Genomic DNA, 20219 nt, shown 5'->3' on the forward strand with positions numbered 1-20219 from the left:
AAGGGCGACGCTTCATTTGAGGACCTGGTAGCCGAGGCCGCGGACGGTCTGGACGAACTCACGCCCCAGCTTCTTTCGCAGCCGGCTGACATAGACCTCCACGGCGTTGCTTTCGATCTCTGCGCCGAACGCGTAGAGCGAGTTCTCGATCTCCGCCTTTGTCACGATTGCACCCTGTCGCGAGAGCAGCCGTTCGACCACTGCCCACTCGCGGGCCGTGAGGCTTATGGCCCGCCCATTGGCGCTGGCGGTGCGATGAGCAAGGTCGACGGTGACGCCGGCTGAGGTGACCTTCGGGCTCGGATTGCCACCATAGCGGCGGGCCACCGCGGCGATCCGGGCGCTCATCTCCGCAAGGTCGAAGGGCTTCACCAGGTAGTCGTCGGCACCCGCATTAAGCCCCTCCACACGCACTGCCACCTGGTCCTGGGCTGTTGTGATGATCACCGGCACCGCATTTCCGGCTGCCCTGAGCTCGCGCAACAGGTCGAGCCCGCGGCCATCGGGCAGGCCGAGGTCGAGCAGCACCAGTTCGTATGAGACGCCGGCCAGCGCCAACCGCGAGTCATCGATCCGCTGCACCCAGTCGACGGCATGGCCGGCCGACAGCACATGGTCGCGGATTGCCGCACCCAGCACGTGGTCGTCCTCCACCAACAGCACTCTCACTGCGCTCCGAGCTCCTTTGGCTCGCCCATAGGCCCTGAACCTTACGCCAGCCTGACGAAGAATCCGTCCTCGCTTCAGGCTGACGTCAGCTTGGTGTGGTGGAACCGCGGACATCGACCGAATGGAGATTGGCAGATGAAGAAGCTTGCTGCGATGCTGATGTTGGCCACGGCCCTGGTGGCGCCCGGGTGGGCACTCGCCAAGGACGTGACGATCGAGGCCCAGATGGTCCGCTATTCGGGCCATGCTGCCTATGTCGCCGTCTACCTTACCGATCCGGCAGGCGCCTATCATTCGACGCTCTGGGTTTCCGGCCACAAGACCAAGTACTACGGCACCTTGCGCGGCTGGGTCCAAGGTGTGTCCCAAGCTGGCTCGATCAACCTCGACGGCATCACCGGCGCCAGCGTCGGCGGTGGCGAGACCCTGACGGTCCATGCCGATCTCGCCGACGCGCTCATCGATGCCGGCTATCAGATCCATGTTGATACGGCGGTCGAAAACGGCGGCGAATACGCCGATGATGCCATGATCCAGGTGACATCGACACCGGCGACGATCGACGGCAGCGGCTACGTCAGCAAGCTCTCGGTCAGCATGTAGGTCAGTCCCATGCGCCGCTTCCACGCCTGGGCGGGCCTGGCCGGTCTCGCTCTCGTCATCTTCATGGCCGTTACCGGCTTTGCGCTGTCAATCCAGCCGCTGCTCGATGCGGCAACGACTGCTCCTGCGGGTGGCACGCTGAACGTTGCCGATGTGGCGGGGCGCGTTGCCGAACAGGTTCCCGGTGTGGAGCGCCTCGTGCGTTCGGCTTCCGGTCAGCTCGTCGCCTACGCGCTCGATGGTGCGACCCACAAAGCTGAAATCGTCGATCCGAATAGCGGCGAAGTCATCGGCGCCTTTGCCCCTTCCGCGTTCTTCACCTTCATCACCGAACTCCATCGCTCGCTGTTCCTCGATTGGGCTGGGCACGGTGTGGCGGGCGTGACCTCGCTCGCCATTCTCATCCTTTCGGTGAGCGGCATCGGATTGCTGCTGCGCAAAATGGGGGGCTGGCGCCAGCTCTTTCGGCCGGCGCGCGGCACTGGCTCGCAACGGTTGCATACGAACCTTGCCCGCGCCGCTGTCACGGCATTGATCCTCACTGCGACGACCGGCATCTACATGTCGGCTGCCTATTTCGAACTCGTGCCAAGCTCGGACTCGGCGTTCTCCTTCGCGCCCACCGGTGACGGCACGACGCCAGCCCCAATTGCCACGCTTCCGGGGCTGGCGAGCGTTCGCTTGAGCGATCTGCGCGAACTGGTCTTCCCTGCCGCGGACGATCCGAGCGACGTCTTTACGGTCACCACCGGCGCGGGACAGGGCTACGTCGATCAGGCAACGGGCGCGATGCTCTCGTTCACGTCCAACAGCGTCTGGCAGCAGGTCTACGAACTCATCTACACGCTTCACACCGGCCAAGGCGCCTGGGTGCTGGCCATATTCCTTGGCGTGGGCGCTCTCGCGGCCCCGGCCCTGGCGATCACCGGTTCGACCATCTGGTGGCTGCGTCGGCGCAGCACGCCCCGCCTTACGGGCAACGCACCTGCGCGCGAAGCCGACACCGTCATCCTCGTCGGCAGCGAATCGGGCAGCACGTGGGGGTTTGCGGCGAACCTGCACGAAGCGCTGAGCGTCTCTGGCCACCGCGTACACCTCGCCGCCATGACCGACCTCCGCCGTAGCTATCCCAAGGCGAGCCACCTGCTCGTCCTTACCGCCACCTATGGCGATGGTGCGGCGCCAGCCTCGGCACGCCACTTCCTTGGCCGGGTCAAGGCGCTGGCCTCGCGGCCTGCCTTCGCCGTACTCGGCTTCGGCGACCAGAGCTTCCCTCAGTTCTGTGCCTTTGCATCCGAGGTTGAAGCCGCGCTCACCGCTCGCGGGCTCGCGCCCCTCCTCCCGGTCTATGGCATAGACCGGCAGTCGCCTGCTGATTTCGCGGCCTGGGGTCACATCCTGGGTGAGCGCCTCGGTGTCGAGCTTTCCCTCTCCCATGTGCCGTCGCGACCGCGGACCAGGAGCTTCATCCTCGAGGAACGCTCGCTCTATGGCGTCGAAGTCCAGGCTCCCGTAGTGGTCCTGCGCTTCACCATGCCCGACCTTCGTCCCGGCCTTCCGAACTGGCTCGGCGGGCGGACAATGCCGCATTTCGAGGCCGGGGACCTTGTCGGCATCCTGGCGCCGGGCAGCGACGTGCCGCGCTACTACTCCCTCGCCAGTTCCTCGCGGGATGGCGTGCTCGAGATCTGCGTGCGCAAGCAGACAGGCGGTTTGTGCTCGGAATACCTGCACGCCATTGCCCTCGGTGACGCTATCGAGGCCTTCGTCCGCCCCAATCCGGATTTTCGTCCTGACCGGACGCGGCGGCCGCTGATCCTCATCGGCGCCGGGGCGGGTGTTGCGCCGCTCGCCGGCTTTGTCCGCGGCGGGAGGCGCCGCCCCATCCATCTGTTCTATGGCGCTCGCCATCCGGCATCCGATTTCCTCTACCACCACGAGTTCCTGGAGGCCCTGGCGGACGGTCGCCTTGCCTCCCTCACCACCGCGTTCTCGCGTGTGCTTGGCGGCGGCTATGTGCAGGACCGCCTGCTCAGCGAAGCCGCCGCCATTCAGGAGCTGGTGAGGCGCGGGGCGCAGATCATGGTTTGCGGCGGCCGCGAGATGGCGACTGGGGTGCGCGAGACGATCGATACCTGCCTCGAACCCCTCGGGCTCTCCGTCGACGCCCTCAAGCGCAAGGGACGCTACCTCGAAGATGCGTACTGATCTCGTTCGCCGCGTCATCAGCGGGCCGACCATGGGCACCCGCTACTCGGCCGTATTCTTCGCCCCCACGACGATCGATCTTTCCGTGGTGCATACCGCGCTGCAAGAGGCCCTGGACACGGTCGACGGCCAGATGTCCAGCTGGAAGCCACAATCGGACCTGATGCGGTTCAACCGTGCAGCGGTCGGCACATGGATGGACCTGCCGAAGGAGCTTGCCACCGTTCTGGCCGCGGCGCTGGAGGTAGGTCGATTGTCCGACGGTGCCTTCGACATTGGCGTGGGTGACCTGGTCACTGCCTGGGGCTTTGGCGCCGCCGCGGGCACGACCGATCGCCGCGCCATTGCCGCGGCAGGCGCTGCCCAGCATGTGCCTGCCCACCTCGCCCTGGAGCTCGATGAAGGGGGCGAGCGGGCGCGCAAGCACGCACAAGTCACCTTGGACCTCTCCGCCATCGCAAAGGGCTACGGGGTCGACGAAATGACTAGCGTGCTCGTGCGGCTCGACATCGCGAGCTACCTTGTCTCGATCGACGGCGAACTCCGCGCTGGGCAAGTGAAACCCGACGGATCGGCGTGGCGGGTAGTGGTCGAAAGCCCGGAATTCGGGCACCGCAGAGGCGCCGGCGTGATCGAAATCGCAGATGCGGCGCTCGCCACATCCGGTGATTACCGGCACTTCGTCGAGCGCGACGGTGTTTGCTTCGGTCACACCATGGACCCGCGTCAGCGCGTCCCCGTCCGCCATGGCCCCGCTTCGGTAACTGTGCGGGCCGCAACCGCGATGCAAGCCGACGCTTGGGCAACCGCCCTGATGGTGCTGGGCCCCGAGCGCGGCAGCGAAGTCGCCTCGGCTCAGGGTCTCGAGGTGCTGTTCGCAGAGCGCGAGGCCGATGCGCGCTCCCCAGATGTCGAACCCGATCACCAACTACCTAGCCCCTGAAAGGAAGTAGCTATGACCAACACCCGTACAATCCTCGCCGTGACATTGGGTGGCGTCGGCGTCCTCGCCGGCGCGGTCCTGCCGACCTCGGCGGCTGATGTCCGAGCCGAGCTCACACCCGAGCTCATCTACGACCACTGCATGGCAGCCGGCGTGGGGAGCGAGACGGAGGGCACCTTCATGTTGCCCGGCGGGGGTCGCGTCAAAGGGACGGTGCTCTGCACCGCCGAAGACCTCAGAGCGGCCAAGGCCAAGCCGTCGCGTCATCGGGACGATGACGATGACGACCAGCACGACGACGACGCCTACGGCGCCTGACCGTTGGATACCGGCCTCGCTGGTGACTAGGCGACCGTGCCGAACAATGCGCCTATGGCGGCTGTGATCAGCATCGCCAGAGCGCCCCAGAACACTACGCGGACGGTCGGCTTCCAGGGCGAAGCCCCGCCCGCGCTGGCCCCCACCGCGCCAAGGGCGCCCAGGAACACCAGAGACGCGAGCGCAACGATCCAGATCATCCAGTTGCTCGGTGACACCAGGACCGCCAGCAACGGGAGCGCCGCGCCAACTGCGAAGGTGACGGCGGAGGTTAGCGCGGCTTGCACCGGGCGAGCGGTGGAGACTTCCGACAGGCCCAGTTCGTCACGGGCGTGGGCACCTAGGGCGTCCTTGGCCATGAGCTGCGTGGCAACCTGACCGGCGAGCGCTTCGTCGAGCCCCCGTGCGACATAGATGGCGGTCAGTTCGGCATGCTCGGACTCGGGCTCGTTGGCGAGCTCCGATTTCTCCTTCGCAAGGCTGGCTGCCTCTGTGTCCGCCTGCGAGCTGACCGACACGTACTCACCCGCCGCCATCGACATGGCGCCGGCGACGAGCCCGGCAACACCCGCCACGAGGATCGCCCCCCGGTCCGCCGACGCCGCGGCCACCCCTATCACCAGGCTTGCTGTCGACACGATACCGTCGTTCGCGCCGAGTACGGCGGCACGCAGCCATCCGACCCGGCCGACATAGTGTTCCTCCGCATGCGTCTTCAGTCTGGTCACCGGCGTCGGCTCCTGTGGGGCAAGCTGCCTCTCCTGCGATGGTAGTCGAGCCCTGTTGCTGCCGCCATCCTCACGGGTGTGGTCACCGGGAGGCAGTGCGCTGCGCAAGGGCCTTACGTCCGGTCGCCATGGTCGCCGCGAAGAGGACCAACGCAATAGCGGTCACGGGCCCGCTCGCCATCCTGACCTCCCATAGTTCAAGGAGATCGCCCAAGACCCGGGTGAACACCGAAATGTGCAACAACGCCAAGGGCACGTAGAGAGCCCGGCGTCGCGCAAGATATCGCAAAGGCCGGGATCCAAGCCGGTTTCGCTGGTTCTCATTGTGGTCACCCAGGTGGACCTGAGTTCTATAGCCAGCCGCCATGCAGCGCTCTTTGCGCCGCATCAAACTCGTCGGCTCTTCCTATGGCAGCGGCAGGCCGGCAATCACTCCATGGCAGACGACCAGTATGCCATAGAGGACCAATCCTGCGCCGAACCGCAGCCCAGTGGCCGGTGACAGTCTCGGGCGCCACCCCTTCGCAAGGCTCGCTAGCGGGATGTTGGAGGTTTTCTTGGCAAGCTGCCGCCAAGCGGCATCGCCAAGCGTCCCGCGCGACCGCCGATCGAACATCATCATCCCGGCCGCCGACAGCAGCGCAAACAGCCCGAACATCATGACGTGTGAGAGATCGCCATTCGGGAACATGTGCGAAATCGACCAGATCAGCATGGCCCAAAGGAGCGGGTGGCGGACGAAGCCGGCCACTCCGGGATGGTTCGGATCAAAGCCCCGCTCCCAGCGAGAGCGGATTGGGCATGGTGAGCGCGAAGACAGCCAGGACTGACGCGAGCAGCATCCCGATCGCCGGCACCAAGCTCTGCCAGTCCGCCCGCGGCCACAACTCGAGGTAGGGCGCATTGGCAGCGGCGCCGATGACCCATGCGAGGGCCAGGAGCGAAACGGCGCTGTACGCGATCAGGTAGGCTCGACGCCCCAGAAGAGTGACGAGGCGGCCACGTAGCGCCGGACGCGCTGGGATCGCGTGCGTCAGAAGAAAAACCGTCATCGCTGTGGCGAGCTCGCCCCAGCCAGCCGCATCACTCAGCATTGCGGGATCTCGCCGGAAAATTGGAGGCGGACCACGTGGGTCCGCCTCTTAAGCGCGTCCTAAAGGGCGAGCTGATCGGTGATGGCCGTCATGCGCTCCTGCGCCTTCTTGGGCAGCTTCGCCGCCTTGATGGCCTCTACATCGACGGGAGCATCGCCGACGACAACCAGGGCCACCATGCCCATGCCGACATGCGGTGCGCATTTGACGCCATACGCCCCGGCCGCGGTGAAGGTGACGACGAGCTCCTTGCCCATCGCGCCCTTGAAGGGCTCTGCGCCGGCGGGCAGCAGGTCCTTGATCGCTTCGGCGTTGTGTCCCTTGTCGGTGGGAATGAAGGTAACGGTGTCACCCACTGCAACCTTGGTCAGGGCCGGCTCGAAGACCATCGCCCCGGTCTCGCCCTTGTTCAGCATGTGGACTTCGAAGTTAGCGGCCATCGCCGGAGCGGCAGCGAGGACCAGCAGCGCGGCGGCGGCCAGGGTCTTGAGGGTACGCATAGTGGTTCTCCAAAACGAAGACACGGTCTTCATGTCCTTTCGCGACCATTTCCTGCATTGCCGACAAGTTCTCTTTGACGAGGATCAAACAGATGACGTCTGCCGCTGCACAAAACGCCGCACCCTCAATTTGAGGCGGATCAAAGAAGAGGGGCAGCGGCGGGCATATTCCACAGTCGAACCGGGCGTACTGGTGCCCGTCAACCGTGGAGACCAAAATGGACGGTCAGGACAAAGTAGAAGTATCGCGCCGCACCCTGCTCGGCGCCGCCGCGTTTGCCGGCGTATTCGGTGCAGTGCTGGCTTCGGTGCCGGCGCAGGCTGAGGAAGCCGGCGTGACGACCGGCCCTGCCCCTGACCTGGCGGCTCTGCCGCGTAAGCGGGTGGAGCTGTTGAAGCCACCGTTCGTCCACGCTCACGACCAGATTGCGGTTGGCGGACCCCAGGTCGTCGAGTTCCAGTTGGTCATCGAGGAAAAGCAGCTCGTCATCGACGAGTATGGGACGACCGTCCCGGCCATGACCTTCAACGGCTCGGTCCCCGGTCCGCTGATGGTGGTGCACCAAGACGACTACGTCGAGCTGACACTGGTCAACCCCGACACCAACACGATGCAGCACAACATCGACTTCCACGCGGCGACGGGCGCGCTCGGCGGTGGCGGGCTCACGCTCATCAACCCCGGCGAACAGGTGAAGCTGCGCTTCAAGGCCACGCGCCCCGGCGTCTTTGTCTACCACTGCGCACCGGGCGGCCCGATGATCCCGTGGCACGTCGTGTCGGGCATGAACGGCGCCATCATGGTGCTGCCGCGTGACGGACTGAAGGACGGCGCCGGCAAGCCGCTCAAGTACGACTACGTCTACTATGTCGGCGAGCAGGACTTCTACGTTCCGAAGGACGCGGACGGCAACTTCAAGACCTACGAGTCGGCCGGCGACGGATACGCCGACATGCTCGAGGTCATGAAGACCCTGACGCCGACGCACGAAGTGTTCAACGGCGCCGTGGGTGCGCTGACCGGCGAGAACGCCATGACCGCCAATGTCGGCGAGACGGTGCTCATCATCCATTCGCAGGCAAACCGGGACACTCGCCCGCACCTGATCGGCGGACACGGCGACCATGTCTGGGCTACCGGCAAGTTCAACAACGCGCCCCAAGTCGACCTCGAGACCTGGCACATCCCCGGGGGCTGTGCTGGCGCAGCGCTCTACACTTTCCTCCAGCCGGGGGTCTACGCCTACGTCAACCACAACCTCATCGAAGCCGTCGAACTCGGCGCCACCGCCCACTTCAAGGTGGGTGGCGAGTGGAACGACGACCTGATGACCCAGGTTCAGGCGCCCACGCCGATCGACGGCTAAGCGTCCGAAACGGCGGTGGCCCGACATGCACGGGCCACCGCATTCTCAAAGGTGCAATCATGACGCACACAGTCGCGCACCAAGATAAGACAGCACTGCTGGTGCCCATCGTCCTGCTTGCTGGACTTCTGGCAACGATCGCCATGCAGAGTGGCGCTATTCAGCTTCCGGTCGTGACGACCCCGAGCCTAGCTCCAGTTACAGTGACAATTGACCCCCGGCCCTACACCTACCGGGCGCCCGGGGAGTTCGTGCGCGGCACCGCCACGGTCGATGGGCCCCTTGTGACGGTCAACGATGCCGGGGCGCTTGAGATCATGAAATACCAAGTCAGCGCGTCGGACTATGACCGGTGCGTTGCCGACGGGGCTTGCCAGAAGGCGGAGCCGCGCCGGCGGGGTCTGGTCGACGTTCCGGTCACAGGTGTCAGCTTCAACGACGCCAATGAGTATGCCAAGTGGCTCAGCGAAAAGACCGGCCAGACCTGGCGCCTGCCCACGATCGGAGAATGGGCGTTCGCCGCGGGCAGCAAGGCGCGAGACCATGCGCTCGACATCGAAACCGATGCCAAGGACCCGGCCGAACGCTGGCTCGCCTTCTACGAGCGCGAAGCCAAGCTCGGCGCGAATGCCCTTGCTACCCCCAGCCCCATCGGGACCTTCGGCGAGAATGAGTACGGCGTCGCCGACCTGGCGGAAACTGTGTGGGAGTGGACGGCGACCTGCGGAAGCCGCACCACACTGGGTCCGGCGGACGAAACGCTCACATATCTCGACTCGTGCGGCGTCCGCTTCCTCGAAGGCAGGCACCGCACCCCCATGAACGTCTTCGTCCGCGACGCGCAGGGCGGCGGCTGCACCATCGGCGCTCCTCCGGACAACCTTGGTTTCCGCCTGGTGCGGGAGCGCGAGTGGTGGCGTGCTCCAGTCGACTACGCACTGGGGCTGCTGAACAAGAACGCAACGACCAACTGAAAGAGCGACTCATGCGTAACCTTCGCGTTGACGACAACATTGCCTGCCGGGTGACTGAAGCCCTCTGGAGCGATCCGTTCGTGCCGGCCGGGGACATCCGCGTGCACGTCTTCGATGGCACGGTCATGCTGACCGGAGAGGTTGGCTCGGAGACCCAGCGGATCGCGATCGGAAGGCTCGTCGCAGACCTCATCTGTGTCGAGGGGCTGGCCAACGCCATCACAGTCACCGACGTCGTGAGCCGTTTCGCAGCCTAGTCGTGCGGTGCCGCGCGTCAGGCCGGCGTCTCGATGATGCGGCCGGCGACGCTGGCGAAGAACTCGCGGTAGCGGGCGGCCGGCATGGCCAGCAGGTTGAAGTGGAACCGCTCCTCCTCGAGGTCTGATCGGGCGAGGATCCGGAAGTGCGGGAACGGCCGCTTGACGATGCGGCAGCAGACGTAACCGTCGTGCTCGAGGTGCTCGACCATCTGCTCGCAGCGCAGGCGGTCGGCCGTGACGGGCGCGCGCATCTCGAACATGATGTAGGGCCTGAGTTTGCGGACGACGGTCTTGGCGCCCTGCAGTACCTTCAGCTCGAAGCCCTCGACATCGGCCTTGAGGAAATGCACCTTCTCGATGTGGTGGTCGCGGACGTACTGATCCAGCGGCAGTACGGGGATCTCCCACGCGCCGGACGTGGCCTCGTGCAGCGACCAGCCACCGAGATTGAGGGCGTCATCGGTCAGGGCCAGGTCGAGGTCCATCTGCCGCACTTGCAGGGTGCCCGCGGCATCTCCCAGCGCCTTGGCGTTGATGACGATATCGTGCCAGCCATTGCGGGCCATGCCGAGCTTCAGGAGAGCTGCCGTGAAGGGGTTGGCCTCGAAGGCATGGACTGCGCCGCGCGGGCCGACCAGGCAGCGAAACAGTGCGGTGTAGTAGCCGATATTGGCGCCGACATCGATGGCGGTCGCCCCGGCGCGCAGCAGTTGCGCGACGATGGCCGTCTCGGCCCACTCGTACTGGCCGTCGGCGAGGATGGTGCGGGTGATGCGATCGGCCTTGACGCCGATCAGCGTGCCCCAGGGCGTTGGGATGTCCTGGAGGCGCGCCTTCTGCCTGCGGGTAATGGCGAAGTCCACCGCGCGCTCCGTCAGGCCGCTCGGCGGGTGCTGTGCCGGCGGGTTCGGCGCAACACGTTGAGTTCGCGCAGGGCCGAGATGACCTGGGGCGTGCCAATGAGCGAGATGCAGCGGCAGGCGCCTTCGTCGAAGCGGGACTTGTAGCGCGGATCGGCTTCGCAGGGAGCGCACTCGGTCGGTGGCGCGAGGATGCGGACCGCCGATTTCAGTGGTCCGCGCGTTGCCGGGTTGGTGGGGCCGAAGATCGCGACGATGGGCAGGCCAAGGGCATTGGCGACGTTCATGACGCCGCTGTCATTGGTGACGAGCGCGTCGCAGGCGCTGAGTTCCTCGGCCATGCGGGCGATGCTGAGGTCAGTCTTGTCGAGGGTGCCCTCGACATACTCGCTGGCGACACCGACGCTGATGACATCGGCGCCGGCGCGCGTGAGCTCACCAGCCAACTGGGCGAAGCCGGGCCAGCGCTTGGCGGCCCAGATGCCGCCTTTCGAGCCGGCATGCAGCGCGATGCGCGGCTTGCGGCGGGTGACCGCTCGGACGACGACGTCATCGAGCCCGCCGAAGAAGTAGTTCAGCCGATCCTCGGGGGCGTAGCCGAGGCCGATTGCCGCCTCGAGGAAGGCGAGATTGAACTCGGCCTCGTGCAATGAGCCGGCCGGGTCGAACTGCATGAAATCGCGGCTCGACAGCACGCGCGGCGCGTTGAAGGCGGGGATCAGTGTGCCGAAACAGTGGGTAACGAGGACGACGTCGTAGGGGCGCTGCTCGACATGGGCGAAGCGTTCGAACACCTGCCCGACGTACCGTGATCCGGCCATCGCCGCGGCGCTGCCTGGAAAATCGCCGGCTACCAGCACATCGACCGGCGCACCGAGATAGCCCGAGAGGTGGCGGATCATCGGGCTGGTGTGGCAGATGTTGCCGATGCCGGAGCCGATGCAGACGAGCGCCCGTGGGCGGTCGGCGCGGAGCGGTATGGTGCGGAGCTTGTCGATGAGGGCATCGGCGGAGTGCCGCTCGGCGATGCCTACGACTTCGGCGACCGCCTGATCGTAAGCCGCGGCGTCGGAGGCGAGTTGCGCGATGCGTGCTGCCCAAACCTTAGGATCGTTGGGTAGCACCAGGCTGGTGCCGGCGCCGAGATAGGCGAGGTTGCCGCTATCGGCCATCAGCACCGGGCGCGCGAGCCGGCCCGCCTCGATCACAACGCGGGAGAAGGTCTCAACGAAGGTGAAGCTGGGGACGGCGACGACGCGGGCGGCGCGATAGAGTTCGTCCATGCGGTCGGTGCGATCGATGACGCGCACATTGTGCAGGCCGCGGCGCTGCACCTCGGCGAGGGCCGCCTGGCGGTCGGACTGGCTGGCGATGGCGACGAAGCCCTGCTCCGGCAGGCGTTCGGCGATATCGAGGAAGAGATGCCAGCCCTTGTCGGCTCGGGCGTTCACCAGCAGCACGAAATCGCGCGGCCAAACGGCCGGCTGCGAGGGGTCGGACAGCTCGGCGCCGGTTTCGTCGACGGGGACGGAGTAGATCACCGGCGGCGACCAGGCGTAGGCCTTGCGGGCGATATCGGCGCAGAAGTCGGAGTTGACGTAGAGGTAGTCGCCGCGGGCCAACAGATCCTCCATGGCCGGCAAGGGCTTGGCGTCTTCGAGGCTGACATTGGGATAATACGGGCGGCTGAGGACACGGGCGGGGATGAACTCGCGCCAGAAATGGACGCCGTAGACCAGGCGGATATCGAGGCCGGCGGTGGCGTCGAGCACGAACTCGCCGAGGCCCGAGATGACGTGGACCGCGGTGACGCCGTTGGCGAGGCAGAAGGCGCGGAAGGCGTCGGCGTCGTCATAGACGAAGCCTTCGGTGAAGCCGGTTCCGGCACCCGGCCACTGAGTCACGGCTTCGCTCCAATCGGTCGTCAGGCCGGCAAAGAACACGTCGGCGCCCTGCTCGGCGGCGTAAGTCTGGCCGGCGATGCGGAGGAATTGCTCACCCCCGCCGACGAGGCGCGGCCCGTGGCGCGACAACACGACGACGCGCGGCGCGGCGGCCGAAGCCGCGGCCTGAGGCCAGTCTAGCACTGCGATGCTGGTGGAACTCGGCACCGCGTAGAGCCGCAGGCGTTGGAGGGCGGCGGCCACCAGCGCCTGCCGGTCGGCATGCGGGTGCAGCGTCACCAGCTCATTCCAGGCCGCCTTGCGGAGAAGGAGGCTCGACACCGCCTGCGGATCGCGATTGCCGGGGATCGCAGATGCCGCGAAGACAACGAGGCCGGCAAAGTGCGAGGGCAGCCGATGGAGGCGCATGGCCAAGCCAGCCAGTTCACCGCGGCTTTGGTAATGGACTGGGACAGCCAGATCGCAATCGATGGAGATCGTCTCGGCCGCCCGGCCGACTGTATGGCGGGCGCGGGGCCAGGGCAGTTTCGGGGCGCCAAGGGCTTCGAGGGTCCAGCGATCGGCCCTGGGGTCGTGGACGACAGCGCGGAGGGATGCAGGGGACGGATGTGGTTGGCTCGCCGCGTGCAATCCGCGCGCCCGCCCGAGCAGGCGACGGCCGGCGGGATAGGTCTTGAGGTACGGAAGCTCTTCGAGCCGGGCGAGATCGCCGCCGCGCGTGAGGGCGAGGGCCAGACTGGTGGTGGCGGCCCCTACCCGCTCGGCGCCATGCTTGCTCTCGTTCTCGACGATGCTGCGGGCTGTCGCAAGCGCCTTGTCGATGTCGCCGGTATCGAGCGACAGCAGCATCGATGTCGTCTGCGTCTCGAGATGGTTCGGGTCCTTGGCGAGAGCGGCGTCGAGGGCCGCGTGTGCCACTGCGAGATAGGTGGCCGGCATGGTGTCGGACGCGTAGCCGAAGCCTTGGAAGGCGAGGCTGTGCGCCGCCTGCGCAACCGCGGCCAGGTATTTGGGCTTGCCGGCGCCGACCAGCGCGGCGGCGTTGAAGGACGCCAGCGCCTCGAAATCGCGATGCGCACCCTGATAGGCTTTGCCCAGATAGAACAACGCCTCGGGATCGGTGGGGAAGCGGTCCACGTAGTCGGAGAGCAGCACTTGCGCGGTGTTGTAGTCGCCGAGGTAGAGGGCGCAGCGGCCGCCGAACAGCAGGCAGTGGGCGATGTCGACCACCGCCTCGCCAGACTGCAGCGCGGAGAAGAAGTATCCCCACGCCTGCTGCCACTGGCCCTGAGCGAAAGCCGCGTCAGCCAGCTGCTGCGATATGCCCGCCGGCAGGTCCGCCGACAGGGGAGGTGTGGGCGCCGGCGCCTTGGGCGACGCCAGCGTCTGGGTCGTAAAACTGGCGACCAGCGCCTGAAGTCTGCGTGAACTCATCGTCGTGGTCGCCAGTGCTGATCAGTAGACGGAAGCGACGGTAGAGACACCCGGCCCCTGTAGGATCGGTGGTGCTGGCGTGACCATCGCGACCAGCAGCAGCTGAGCCATGTTGCCGTTGACAGTGATGCCCAGTTCTTCCAGCACGGCTGCGACGTTCTGGGCGACGGCGGCGAGCTGTTCCGGGCTGCAACCGGCAGCATTCGCCCCGATCTGAGAGCCGATAGCCGCAACGATATCGGCGTCCGACGTGCCGGGCGGCATGCCCTGCACCGCCTCAGTCACTACCGCCGCCAGTTGATCGTGCGACATGGCGGCAAAGTCGACACCGACAAAGCAGCTCGCTTCCTGGGCGACCGTCGCGGGACTGATGATCGGCGCCGGCAGAACCACCGAGGCGGTCGAGGTTATCAATATGGAGAGCAGTCGGGCCAAGCGAGTGGCAAACATCTTGGGCTCCTATGGTCTAGCTACAGACACGCCCTTGAACGTGGGGGCACCACTATCTGTTCCACGTAAATTGGGGTTATTTCATGTAACCATTCCAACATTTCGACGTTAGTTGCCAAATGATGGCTATCGTTGCTTCCTATCTAGTCGGCTTTTTACGCAACTATAGATCCATTTGCTACGCTACATGTGCGCTTTCGTACAGGAGACTTTTGAATGTTGAATGGACAGCAGGTTCGACACGCGATCCTCGCGCCGGTATCGATGGGTGAGTTGCTCGACAAGATCTCGATCCTCAAGATCAAGACCGAGCGGATCAGCAATCCGGACAAGCGTGCCCTGGCCGGGCACGAGTTGGCTTTGCTGAGCGCCTTGCTCGCTAATCAGGGGGTGGACACGCCGGCGCTCGCAAACCTCTGCAATGAGTTGCGGCAGGTGAACGAGGCGCTGTGGGACATCGAGGATGCCATCCGCATCAAGGAGCAGCACGCTGCGTTCGACGAGGAGTTCATCGCGCTGGCCCGCTCGGTCTACCGGACCAACGATCGCCGCGCGGCGATCAAGCGGCAGCTGAACGAGGCGCTGGGATCCGAGATCGTGGAAGTGAAGGACTACGCTTGAGGGCCCCCGCCCGAGCGTGCCTCACCAGGCCAGCGACTTGCCGTCCAGCGCCGCCAGCAGCTTTTCGTCGTGGCCGTAGATGTCGGAGCTGAAGTGGACGCCGTCGGCCTCGACCCAGGCAGTGAGGTAGGTGATGTGGACCGGGAGCGGCGTCTTCAGGTTCACCACGGTATTCTTCAGCGAGGCGACGACCGAGTCGATCCGGTCGTTGGACCAGCCGTCGACACCACCAGCGGCGAGGACCTGATCGGCCAATTCCAGCGGACGGGACAGGCGGATGCAGCCGTGGCTGAAGGCGCGCTCGGCGCGGCCGAAGAGGCTGCGTGACGGCGTGTCGTGCAGGTAGACATCGTGGGCGTTGGGGAACATGAACTTGACGCGGCCCAGCGCATTGTTGGTGCCCGGCTTCTGGCGCAGCTGGAACGGGAAGCGGCTGGGTGTGACCTGGGCCCAATCGACCTGGCGGACGTCGTAGACATCCTTGCCGCGCACCGCCTCAAAGCCGGCAGCGGCAACGGCAGCGGGGTTGCTCTGCAACTTGGGCAGCTCTTCCTTGGCAGCGAGCCCGGCCGGAACGTTCCAGTACGGGTTGAACTCGAGGTAGCGGATGGCGTCGCTGAACACGGGGGTGCGGCTGTAGGGCTTGCCGACCACCACGGCCATCTTCTCCTTGATCTCGCCGTCGCGGATGCGGCGGAGCTCGAAGCCGGCGATGTTGACGATGATGTACTGGCTGCCGAGATCGTCCGGCATCCAGCGCCAGCGCTCCATGGCGAAATCGATCGACTCGATGCGGTCCTCGATCGGCACGTTCATGGCGACGAGGGAGGCAGGGCCGACGACGCCATCGATATCGAGGCCGTGGCGCGCCTGGAAATGCTTCACCGCCTCGACCAGCGTGTCGTCGTAGAACTCGGGCTCGCCGGGCGCCGTCACGGCGGCGCCGTCGGTGACGGCGAGGCGGGCGCGGAGCGCCGGGATGCGCGGATCGGTCATCCCCGGCTTTAATGTGTCGCCGAGCGGCACGGTGCCCCAGCCGCCGAGCACGGCGAGCGCGTGGTAGTCATCGAGTGCCTTGCGGAGCGCCTGATACTCGGCGTTCTGCGGCTCCCAGGCGTGCAGCACAATCTCGACGTCGGCGACCTTGGCGACGCCTGCGAGCGCGGCGGCTTCGTCGATGGTGCGCGGGGTGAGGAAGAAGTTGGGGTCGATCTTGTTGGGGAGGAACCGGCCGACCTTCAGGTCGGAGGCATACTCGAGGAAGGCGGCGGAAAAGTAGAGCTCGATGATGGCGAGGCTGCGCTTGTCGGTCTCTCCGGCCGCGGCCATCAGGCCAGCGAGTTGCTGGCCCGGATAGTCGTCGGGGTTGAGGCCGTCGTCGGTGGCGTTGACGAGGCGCGAGACCATTGCGCCGGCGCGCGCGCTGTTGAGCCACAGCAGATCGCCGCTCTGCTCTTCATAATAGGCGCGGAGCACATCGCGGCGCTGCTTGATGGGGAGCGGCAGGCGCGGCTCATTGGCGAGCAGGTCGATGATGTTGATGCGGACCACCGCGAGGTCGCGAGGCGAGAGGTCGACGCGATCCTGCGCGATGACCGGGGCGGCGAAGAACAGCGCCAGAAGCGCAACAAGCAGGTTACGGATCAGCTTAGGGCATGGGCGGTGCATAGAGGATTCCGCCTTGGGTCCAGAGGGCGTTGACGCCGCGGCTCAACTGCATGGGCGTGTCTTCGCCGAGGTTGCGATCGAAGATTTCGGCGTAGTTGCCGACGCCAGCCAGCACTTTCACCAGCCAGTCCTCGGGGAGGCCGAGCGACTTGACCGCAGGGGCACCCATTCGCTTCGCATCGTCCGAGCCGGCGCCAGCCATTGCGGCGGTGCCAAGGCCCTGCTCCTCAGCGTCGATCAGCGCGAACAGGGTCCAGCGGATCAGGCTGGTCCATTGCGGATCACTGTCGCGGACGACAGGGCCGAGCGGCTCCTTGGAAATGACGTCCTTAAGGATGACGTGGTCCTCGGGCACCGGCAACTCGGCGCGTTCGGCAGCAAGGGCGGAGCGGTCGGCGGTGTAGGCGTCGCACTTGGCGGCGGCATAGGCGGCGCGGGCCTGGGGGCGTTCCGCAAAGCTCAGGAAGGAGACGGTGAGGCCGGCCTTCTCGAAATAGGCGGCGGCGTTGGCCTCGGTGGTGGTGCCGCTGACGACACAGATGGTCGCGCCGTCGAGTTCGAGCGGGCTGATGGCGCCGAAGATGGCGGGGATCAGGAAGCCCTGGCCGTCGAAATAGCTGGTGCCGGGAAAGTCGAGGCCGAGATCGAGGTCTCGCGACATGGTCCAGGTGCTGTTGCGTGACAGCAGGTCGATCTTGCCGTCGGTGAGCGCGGCAAAGCGCGCTTCGGCCGAGAGCGGCACGTAGTCGACCTTCTCGGTATCTCCCAGCACCGCAGCGGCGACGGCGCGGCAGAAGTCGACGTCAAAACCCTGCCAGACCCCTGCCCCATCCTGTTCGGAGAACCCGCCAAGGCCTTCGCTGACGCCGCAGACCAGCTTGTCGCGGGCGCGGACGTCGTCGAGCGTGCCGGCGTGGCCGACCGAGGTTGAAGCGAGAAGAGCGAGCGTCGCTGCCGCTAGATGCGCTCGGTGCATTAGCCACCCCTCATGGCGAGATGCTGGTTGGCAAGTGTTGTCCGTAACGGCGGCGCGGCACAAGTCCTGTGCGGGATGCCGCCGTTACGGGATCGTTGTCAGCCGCGCGGCGGCAGATTGGTCCTCGCCCGGGGTACAGTGCCGGTGAGGCCCAACTGATCGAGCGCGCGTTCTATCTCGGCGTGCGTGTAAGGCTTTTCGAAGTAGCGCGCGCCGAGGGGCAGATCAGGGGTCTCGCCGGGCCGCGGCCGCGACACGACGATGATCTCCAGCGTCGGCCAGCGGTTGCGAATGGTCTCGGCGAGCCCTGCCCCGTCGAGCGTCCCCGGCACGTCATACTCTATGAATGCCACGACGATCCCCGAGCGCCCCTCGAGGTGCGCTACTGCTTCGTCGGAGCTGAAGGCGACGAGGGCTTCGAACCCCGCCGCCTCGAACAATTGCACTGCCCCCAGCATGATCATGGGTTCGTCCTCGACGACGAGGACCAGTGGCCGGCTGCTTCCGGTTGATGTCAATTATTACGACCCGCATTTAACACCCTATCGCACGGCGTTCTCACGGCCGTGCATTCGAGGCGAAGAGTTGGCACCTTCGACTCGGCCCATGCGAATCCTTTCGCTCAACGACGGCAAAAGCGCGGCCAGTGGCGCGGCTCCCGTACAGGGGTGCGAGGTGCGCACAAACACCTAACGAATCCTCGCGGAAATCAGACGACGATTAGATAAAGCCTCGAACAAATTCGCTACGACCCTTGTTTTGCTTGGGTTTCGGCGGGCTGCAGCGACAAGGTCGTTCGGTTCCGAGGGCGATTTGGCAGCGTTGTCACCTGGTCGTCATCCGCCGCCGCGTGGACAAAAACTGCCCAAAAAAGCATCACGCGACCGTGAGCCCGAGAGGGAGGCACGGTTTTGCCGTAATCCGAACATGCTTCGGGCACGGATCGGATCGGCGGCCATAAGGCGGGATGCCGCAGGCTGCGTACGGTTTTGCGCAGTCCTAGGCCAAAAGTTGCAATCCCATGACGACCGTACGTCATGCGCCAATCGCATGGCTCGTATGAGTCCCCATTGCTTCTCAGATTCCGGACCAGCGAACAGGCTTTCACACATCGGATGGCGAACAACGGCCAACCACCGGCAAGAATGCCAATACTAAGCGTCAGAAGCGATCACTCCAGCGGTGGAGAGTACGTGTGATGTCACTTAGCGTAACGGGGCCAACGAGCACATAGCTCGGCGTTCTGTACTCGGTAGCTACACAACAACTCGCCCGTAGGGCGAGAACAATATTGCTCACACTTCTGAAAGAGGACTGTCGTGGCCAGAATTAGCGTCTTTGGAATCGGATATGTTGGAGTCGTTTCCGCAGCGTGCCTCGCGGACGATGGTCATGAGGTCATCGCGGTCGACCTCGACCCAGCAAAGGTAAGCGCCGTTAACTCGGGGCTGTCGCCGATCGTCGAGAACGGGCTCGATGAAATCATCGCCCGCGCTGTTGCCTCGGGGCGGCTGCGCGCCACCACCGACGGCCAGCAGGCGGTGCTCGATACCGATGCGAGCTTCGTCTGCGTCGGCACGCCGAGCGACGACACCGGTGCTGTCGGGCTCAAATACGTGAAGGGCGTCTGCGCCGATATCGGCCAGGCGATCCGGCACAAGCAGAGCTTCCACTCGGTGATCATCCGCTCGACGATCGTGCCGGGCACGATGGACGAGACCTGCATCCCGGTGCTCGAAGAAGCCTCCAACATGATCGCCGGCCAGGATTTCGGCGTCGGCTACTACCCGGAATTCCTACGCGAGAGCACTGCGATCGCCGACTACTACGATCCGGGTCTGATCGTGTTCGGCGCGCTTGAGCCGCGCACCGAGGCGATCCTCAAGGACATCAACGCCCAGATGCCGGTGCCGTCGCACGTGGTGACGCTGAAGACGGCCGAAGCGGTGAAGTACGCTTCGAACTCCTGGCGCGCCGTGAAGGTGACCTTCGCCAACGAGATCGGCAACATCGCCAAGGCCTCGGGTGTCGACGGCCAGCAGGTGATGAAGCTCATCTGCGCCGACACCAAGGTGAACATCTCGCCCTACTTCATGAGGCCGGGCTTCGCCTTCGGCGGCTCGTGCCTGCCCAAGGACGTGCGGGCGCTGCAGCATCTCGCGGCCAAGAAGGGCGTCCCGTCCCCGCTTCTCGACTCGGTGCTGCTGGCTAATGCCGCGCAGATCGATCGGGCGGAGAAGATGGTCCACAATTCCGGCGCCAAGTCGGTCGGGCTGGTCGGCATCGCGTTCAAGCCGGGCACTGACGACCTACGCGAGAGCCCGCTGGCGGAGCTCGCGAGCCGGCTGATCTCGAAGGGCATGGAGCTCAAGGTCTACGACCCGTACGTGTCGCAAGCGGTTGCCGGCGGCGTCAGCGCCATGGGCCGCGGCAACGATGTGGTGCCGGACCTGCCGTCCCGCCTCGTCGGCAAGATCGAAGACCTGATCGCCGGCGCCGACGTGATCCTCGTGGGCAATCGCTACGAGGAGGCGATCGCACCGCTCAACGCCGTCTCCGAGTATCGCTCGCTGGTGGACCTGACGCGCATCAACGCCTCGCTCCGCTCCAACGGCACGTACGAAGGCATCTGCTGGTAAGCC

Annotated in this window: 20 protein-coding genes; 9 read left to right on the forward strand and 11 right to left on the reverse strand. The window is 65.6% G+C overall.

Annotated features, from left to right (window positions below):
* Window positions 1-12: 12 nt before the first annotated feature.
* On the reverse strand, window positions 13-669 hold the full coding sequence (locus AC1DWU_RS16290) for a response regulator transcription factor (RefSeq protein ID WP_477151052.1): 657 nt from the start codon (window positions 667-669) through the stop codon (window positions 13-15).
* Window positions 670-804: 135 nt separating this feature from the next.
* On the opposite strand from AC1DWU_RS16290, the gene AC1DWU_RS16295 reads away from it, so the two are divergent.
* The 4 genes from AC1DWU_RS16295 to AC1DWU_RS16310 are packed head-to-tail and all read left to right on the forward strand — an operon-like array spanning window position 805 to window position 4741.
* A complete protein-coding gene (locus tag AC1DWU_RS16295; protein ID WP_477151053.1) occupies window positions 805-1272 on the forward strand; it encodes a DUF2271 domain-containing protein in 468 nt (155 codons plus the stop codon).
* Between the two features lie 9 nt (window positions 1273-1281).
* On the forward strand, window positions 1282-3480 hold the full coding sequence (locus AC1DWU_RS16300) for a PepSY domain-containing protein (RefSeq protein ID WP_477151054.1): 2199 nt from the start codon (window positions 1282-1284) through the stop codon (window positions 3478-3480).
* Complete coding sequence (locus AC1DWU_RS16305) at window positions 3470-4423, forward strand: FAD:protein FMN transferase (protein ID WP_477151055.1); 954 nt, start codon at window positions 3470-3472, stop codon at window positions 4421-4423. Before AC1DWU_RS16300 ends, AC1DWU_RS16305 begins: the two co-directional genes overlap by 11 nt.
* A gap of 12 nt (window positions 4424-4435) precedes the next feature.
* Window positions 4436-4741 carry a hypothetical protein gene (locus AC1DWU_RS16310; protein WP_477151056.1) on the forward strand — a complete coding sequence of 102 codons (306 nt, stop codon included), beginning with the start codon at window positions 4436-4438 and terminating at the stop codon, window positions 4739-4741.
* 26 nt (window positions 4742-4767) lie between these two features.
* On the opposite strand, the gene AC1DWU_RS16315 is transcribed toward AC1DWU_RS16310, so the two are convergent.
* The 4 genes from AC1DWU_RS16315 to AC1DWU_RS16330 all read right to left on the reverse strand — a co-directional run bounded on the left by AC1DWU_RS16315 (window position 4768) and on the right by AC1DWU_RS16330 (window position 7063).
* Window positions 4768-5469, reverse strand: a complete 702-nt coding sequence (locus AC1DWU_RS16315) for a VIT1/CCC1 transporter family protein (RefSeq protein WP_477151057.1) — start codon at window positions 5467-5469, stop codon at window positions 4768-4770.
* Window positions 5470-5875: 406 nt separating this feature from the next.
* On the reverse strand, window positions 5876-6220 hold the full coding sequence (locus AC1DWU_RS16320) for an NnrU family protein (protein WP_477151058.1): 345 nt from the start codon (window positions 6218-6220) through the stop codon (window positions 5876-5878).
* A 16-nt stretch (window positions 6221-6236) separates the two neighbouring features.
* Window positions 6237-6563 (reverse strand): NnrU family protein, encoded by a 327-nt coding sequence (locus AC1DWU_RS16325; protein ID WP_477151059.1) that lies wholly within the window; start codon window positions 6561-6563, stop codon window positions 6237-6239.
* Window positions 6564-6622: 59 nt separating this feature from the next.
* Window positions 6623-7063, reverse strand: coding sequence for a pseudoazurin (locus AC1DWU_RS16330; RefSeq protein WP_477151060.1), 441 nt, complete (start codon window positions 7061-7063; stop codon window positions 6623-6625).
* A gap of 218 nt (window positions 7064-7281) precedes the next feature.
* On the opposite strand from AC1DWU_RS16330, the gene nirK reads away from it, so the two are divergent.
* From nirK to AC1DWU_RS16345, 3 genes are read left to right on the forward strand one after another with little or no spacing between them, the layout of a single operon-like run.
* Window positions 7282-8430 (forward strand): copper-containing nitrite reductase, encoded by a 1149-nt coding sequence (gene nirK, locus AC1DWU_RS16335; RefSeq protein WP_477151061.1) that lies wholly within the window; start codon window positions 7282-7284, stop codon window positions 8428-8430.
* A 59-nt stretch (window positions 8431-8489) separates the two neighbouring features.
* Window positions 8490-9404 carry an SUMF1/EgtB/PvdO family nonheme iron enzyme gene (locus tag AC1DWU_RS16340; protein ID WP_477151062.1) on the forward strand — a complete coding sequence of 305 codons (915 nt, stop codon included), beginning with the start codon at window positions 8490-8492 and terminating at the stop codon, window positions 9402-9404.
* An 11-nt stretch (window positions 9405-9415) separates the two neighbouring features.
* Entirely contained in the window at window positions 9416-9661 is a 246-nt protein-coding gene (locus AC1DWU_RS16345) for a BON domain-containing protein (RefSeq protein ID WP_477151063.1), read from the forward strand.
* Between the two features lie 17 nt (window positions 9662-9678).
* Here AC1DWU_RS16345 and AC1DWU_RS16350 read toward each other — a convergent pair whose 3' ends face one another.
* Genes AC1DWU_RS16350 through AC1DWU_RS16360 form a run of 3 tightly spaced genes read right to left on the reverse strand, consistent with a single transcriptional unit; the run spans window position 9679 to window position 14312 of the window.
* Window positions 9679-10527, reverse strand: coding sequence for an FkbM family methyltransferase (locus AC1DWU_RS16350; RefSeq protein ID WP_477151064.1), 849 nt, complete (start codon window positions 10525-10527; stop codon window positions 9679-9681).
* Between the two features lie 11 nt (window positions 10528-10538).
* Window positions 10539-13862, reverse strand: a complete 3324-nt coding sequence (locus AC1DWU_RS16355; protein WP_477151065.1) for a glycosyltransferase family 9 protein — start codon at window positions 13860-13862, stop codon at window positions 10539-10541.
* Window positions 13863-13883: 21 nt separating this feature from the next.
* Window positions 13884-14312 (reverse strand): hypothetical protein, encoded by a 429-nt coding sequence (locus tag AC1DWU_RS16360; RefSeq protein WP_477151066.1) that lies wholly within the window; start codon window positions 14310-14312, stop codon window positions 13884-13886.
* 216 nt (window positions 14313-14528) lie between these two features.
* On the opposite strand from AC1DWU_RS16360, the gene AC1DWU_RS16365 reads away from it, so the two are divergent.
* Entirely contained in the window at window positions 14529-14933 is a 405-nt protein-coding gene (locus tag AC1DWU_RS16365) for a DUF6165 family protein (RefSeq protein WP_477151067.1), read from the forward strand.
* 21 nt (window positions 14934-14954) lie between these two features.
* Here the strand turns inward: AC1DWU_RS16365 and AC1DWU_RS16370 are convergent, their stop codons facing one another.
* The 3 genes from AC1DWU_RS16370 to AC1DWU_RS16380 all read right to left on the reverse strand — a co-directional run bounded on the left by AC1DWU_RS16370 (window position 14955) and on the right by AC1DWU_RS16380 (window position 18095).
* Window positions 14955-16601, reverse strand: coding sequence for a L,D-transpeptidase family protein (locus AC1DWU_RS16370; protein ID WP_477151068.1), 1647 nt, complete (start codon window positions 16599-16601; stop codon window positions 14955-14957).
* On the reverse strand, window positions 16582-17577 hold the full coding sequence (locus AC1DWU_RS16375; protein WP_477151069.1) for an amino acid ABC transporter substrate-binding protein: 996 nt from the start codon (window positions 17575-17577) through the stop codon (window positions 16582-16584). Before AC1DWU_RS16375 ends, AC1DWU_RS16370 begins: the two co-directional genes overlap by 20 nt.
* Before the next feature lie 98 nt (window positions 17578-17675).
* Window positions 17676-18095, reverse strand: a complete 420-nt coding sequence (locus AC1DWU_RS16380; protein ID WP_477151070.1) for a response regulator — start codon at window positions 18093-18095, stop codon at window positions 17676-17678.
* 801 nt (window positions 18096-18896) lie between these two features.
* On the opposite strand from AC1DWU_RS16380, the gene AC1DWU_RS16385 reads away from it, so the two are divergent.
* On the forward strand, window positions 18897-20216 hold the full coding sequence (locus AC1DWU_RS16385; protein ID WP_477151071.1) for a nucleotide sugar dehydrogenase: 1320 nt from the start codon (window positions 18897-18899) through the stop codon (window positions 20214-20216).
* Window positions 20217-20219 lie beyond the last annotated feature (3 nt).

The organism is Devosia sp. P2_G7 (genome assembly GCF_056403495.1).

Coding starts and splice junctions, on each gene's coding strand:
- AC1DWU_RS16295 (WP_477151053.1), top strand. CDS start 805: ATGAAGAAGCTTGCTGCGATGCTGATGTTGGCCACGGCCCTGGTGGCG.
- AC1DWU_RS16300 (WP_477151054.1), top strand. CDS start 1,282: ATGCGCCGCTTCCACGCCTGGGCGGGCCTGGCCGGTCTCGCTCTCGTC.
- AC1DWU_RS16305 (WP_477151055.1), top strand. CDS start 3,470: ATGCGTACTGATCTCGTTCGCCGCGTCATCAGCGGGCCGACCATGGGC.
- AC1DWU_RS16310 (WP_477151056.1), top strand. CDS start 4,436: ATGACCAACACCCGTACAATCCTCGCCGTGACATTGGGTGGCGTCGGC.
- AC1DWU_RS16325 (WP_477151059.1), bottom strand. CDS start 6,563: ATGCTGAGTGATGCGGCTGGCTGGGGCGAGCTCGCCACAGCGATGACG.
- AC1DWU_RS16330 (WP_477151060.1), bottom strand. CDS start 7,063: ATGCGTACCCTCAAGACCCTGGCCGCCGCCGCGCTGCTGGTCCTCGCT.
- nirK (WP_477151061.1), top strand. CDS start 7,282: ATGGACGGTCAGGACAAAGTAGAAGTATCGCGCCGCACCCTGCTCGGC.
- AC1DWU_RS16340 (WP_477151062.1), top strand. CDS start 8,490: ATGACGCACACAGTCGCGCACCAAGATAAGACAGCACTGCTGGTGCCC.
- AC1DWU_RS16345 (WP_477151063.1), top strand. CDS start 9,416: ATGCGTAACCTTCGCGTTGACGACAACATTGCCTGCCGGGTGACTGAA.
- AC1DWU_RS16355 (WP_477151065.1), bottom strand. CDS start 13,862: ATGAGTTCACGCAGACTTCAGGCGCTGGTCGCCAGTTTTACGACCCAG.
- AC1DWU_RS16360 (WP_477151066.1), bottom strand. CDS start 14,312: ATGTTTGCCACTCGCTTGGCCCGACTGCTCTCCATATTGATAACCTCG.
- AC1DWU_RS16365 (WP_477151067.1), top strand. CDS start 14,529: ATGTTGAATGGACAGCAGGTTCGACACGCGATCCTCGCGCCGGTATCG.
- AC1DWU_RS16370 (WP_477151068.1), bottom strand. CDS start 16,601: ATGCACCGCCCATGCCCTAAGCTGATCCGTAACCTGCTTGTTGCGCTT.
- AC1DWU_RS16375 (WP_477151069.1), bottom strand. CDS start 17,577: ATGCACCGAGCGCATCTAGCGGCAGCGACGCTCGCTCTTCTCGCTTCA.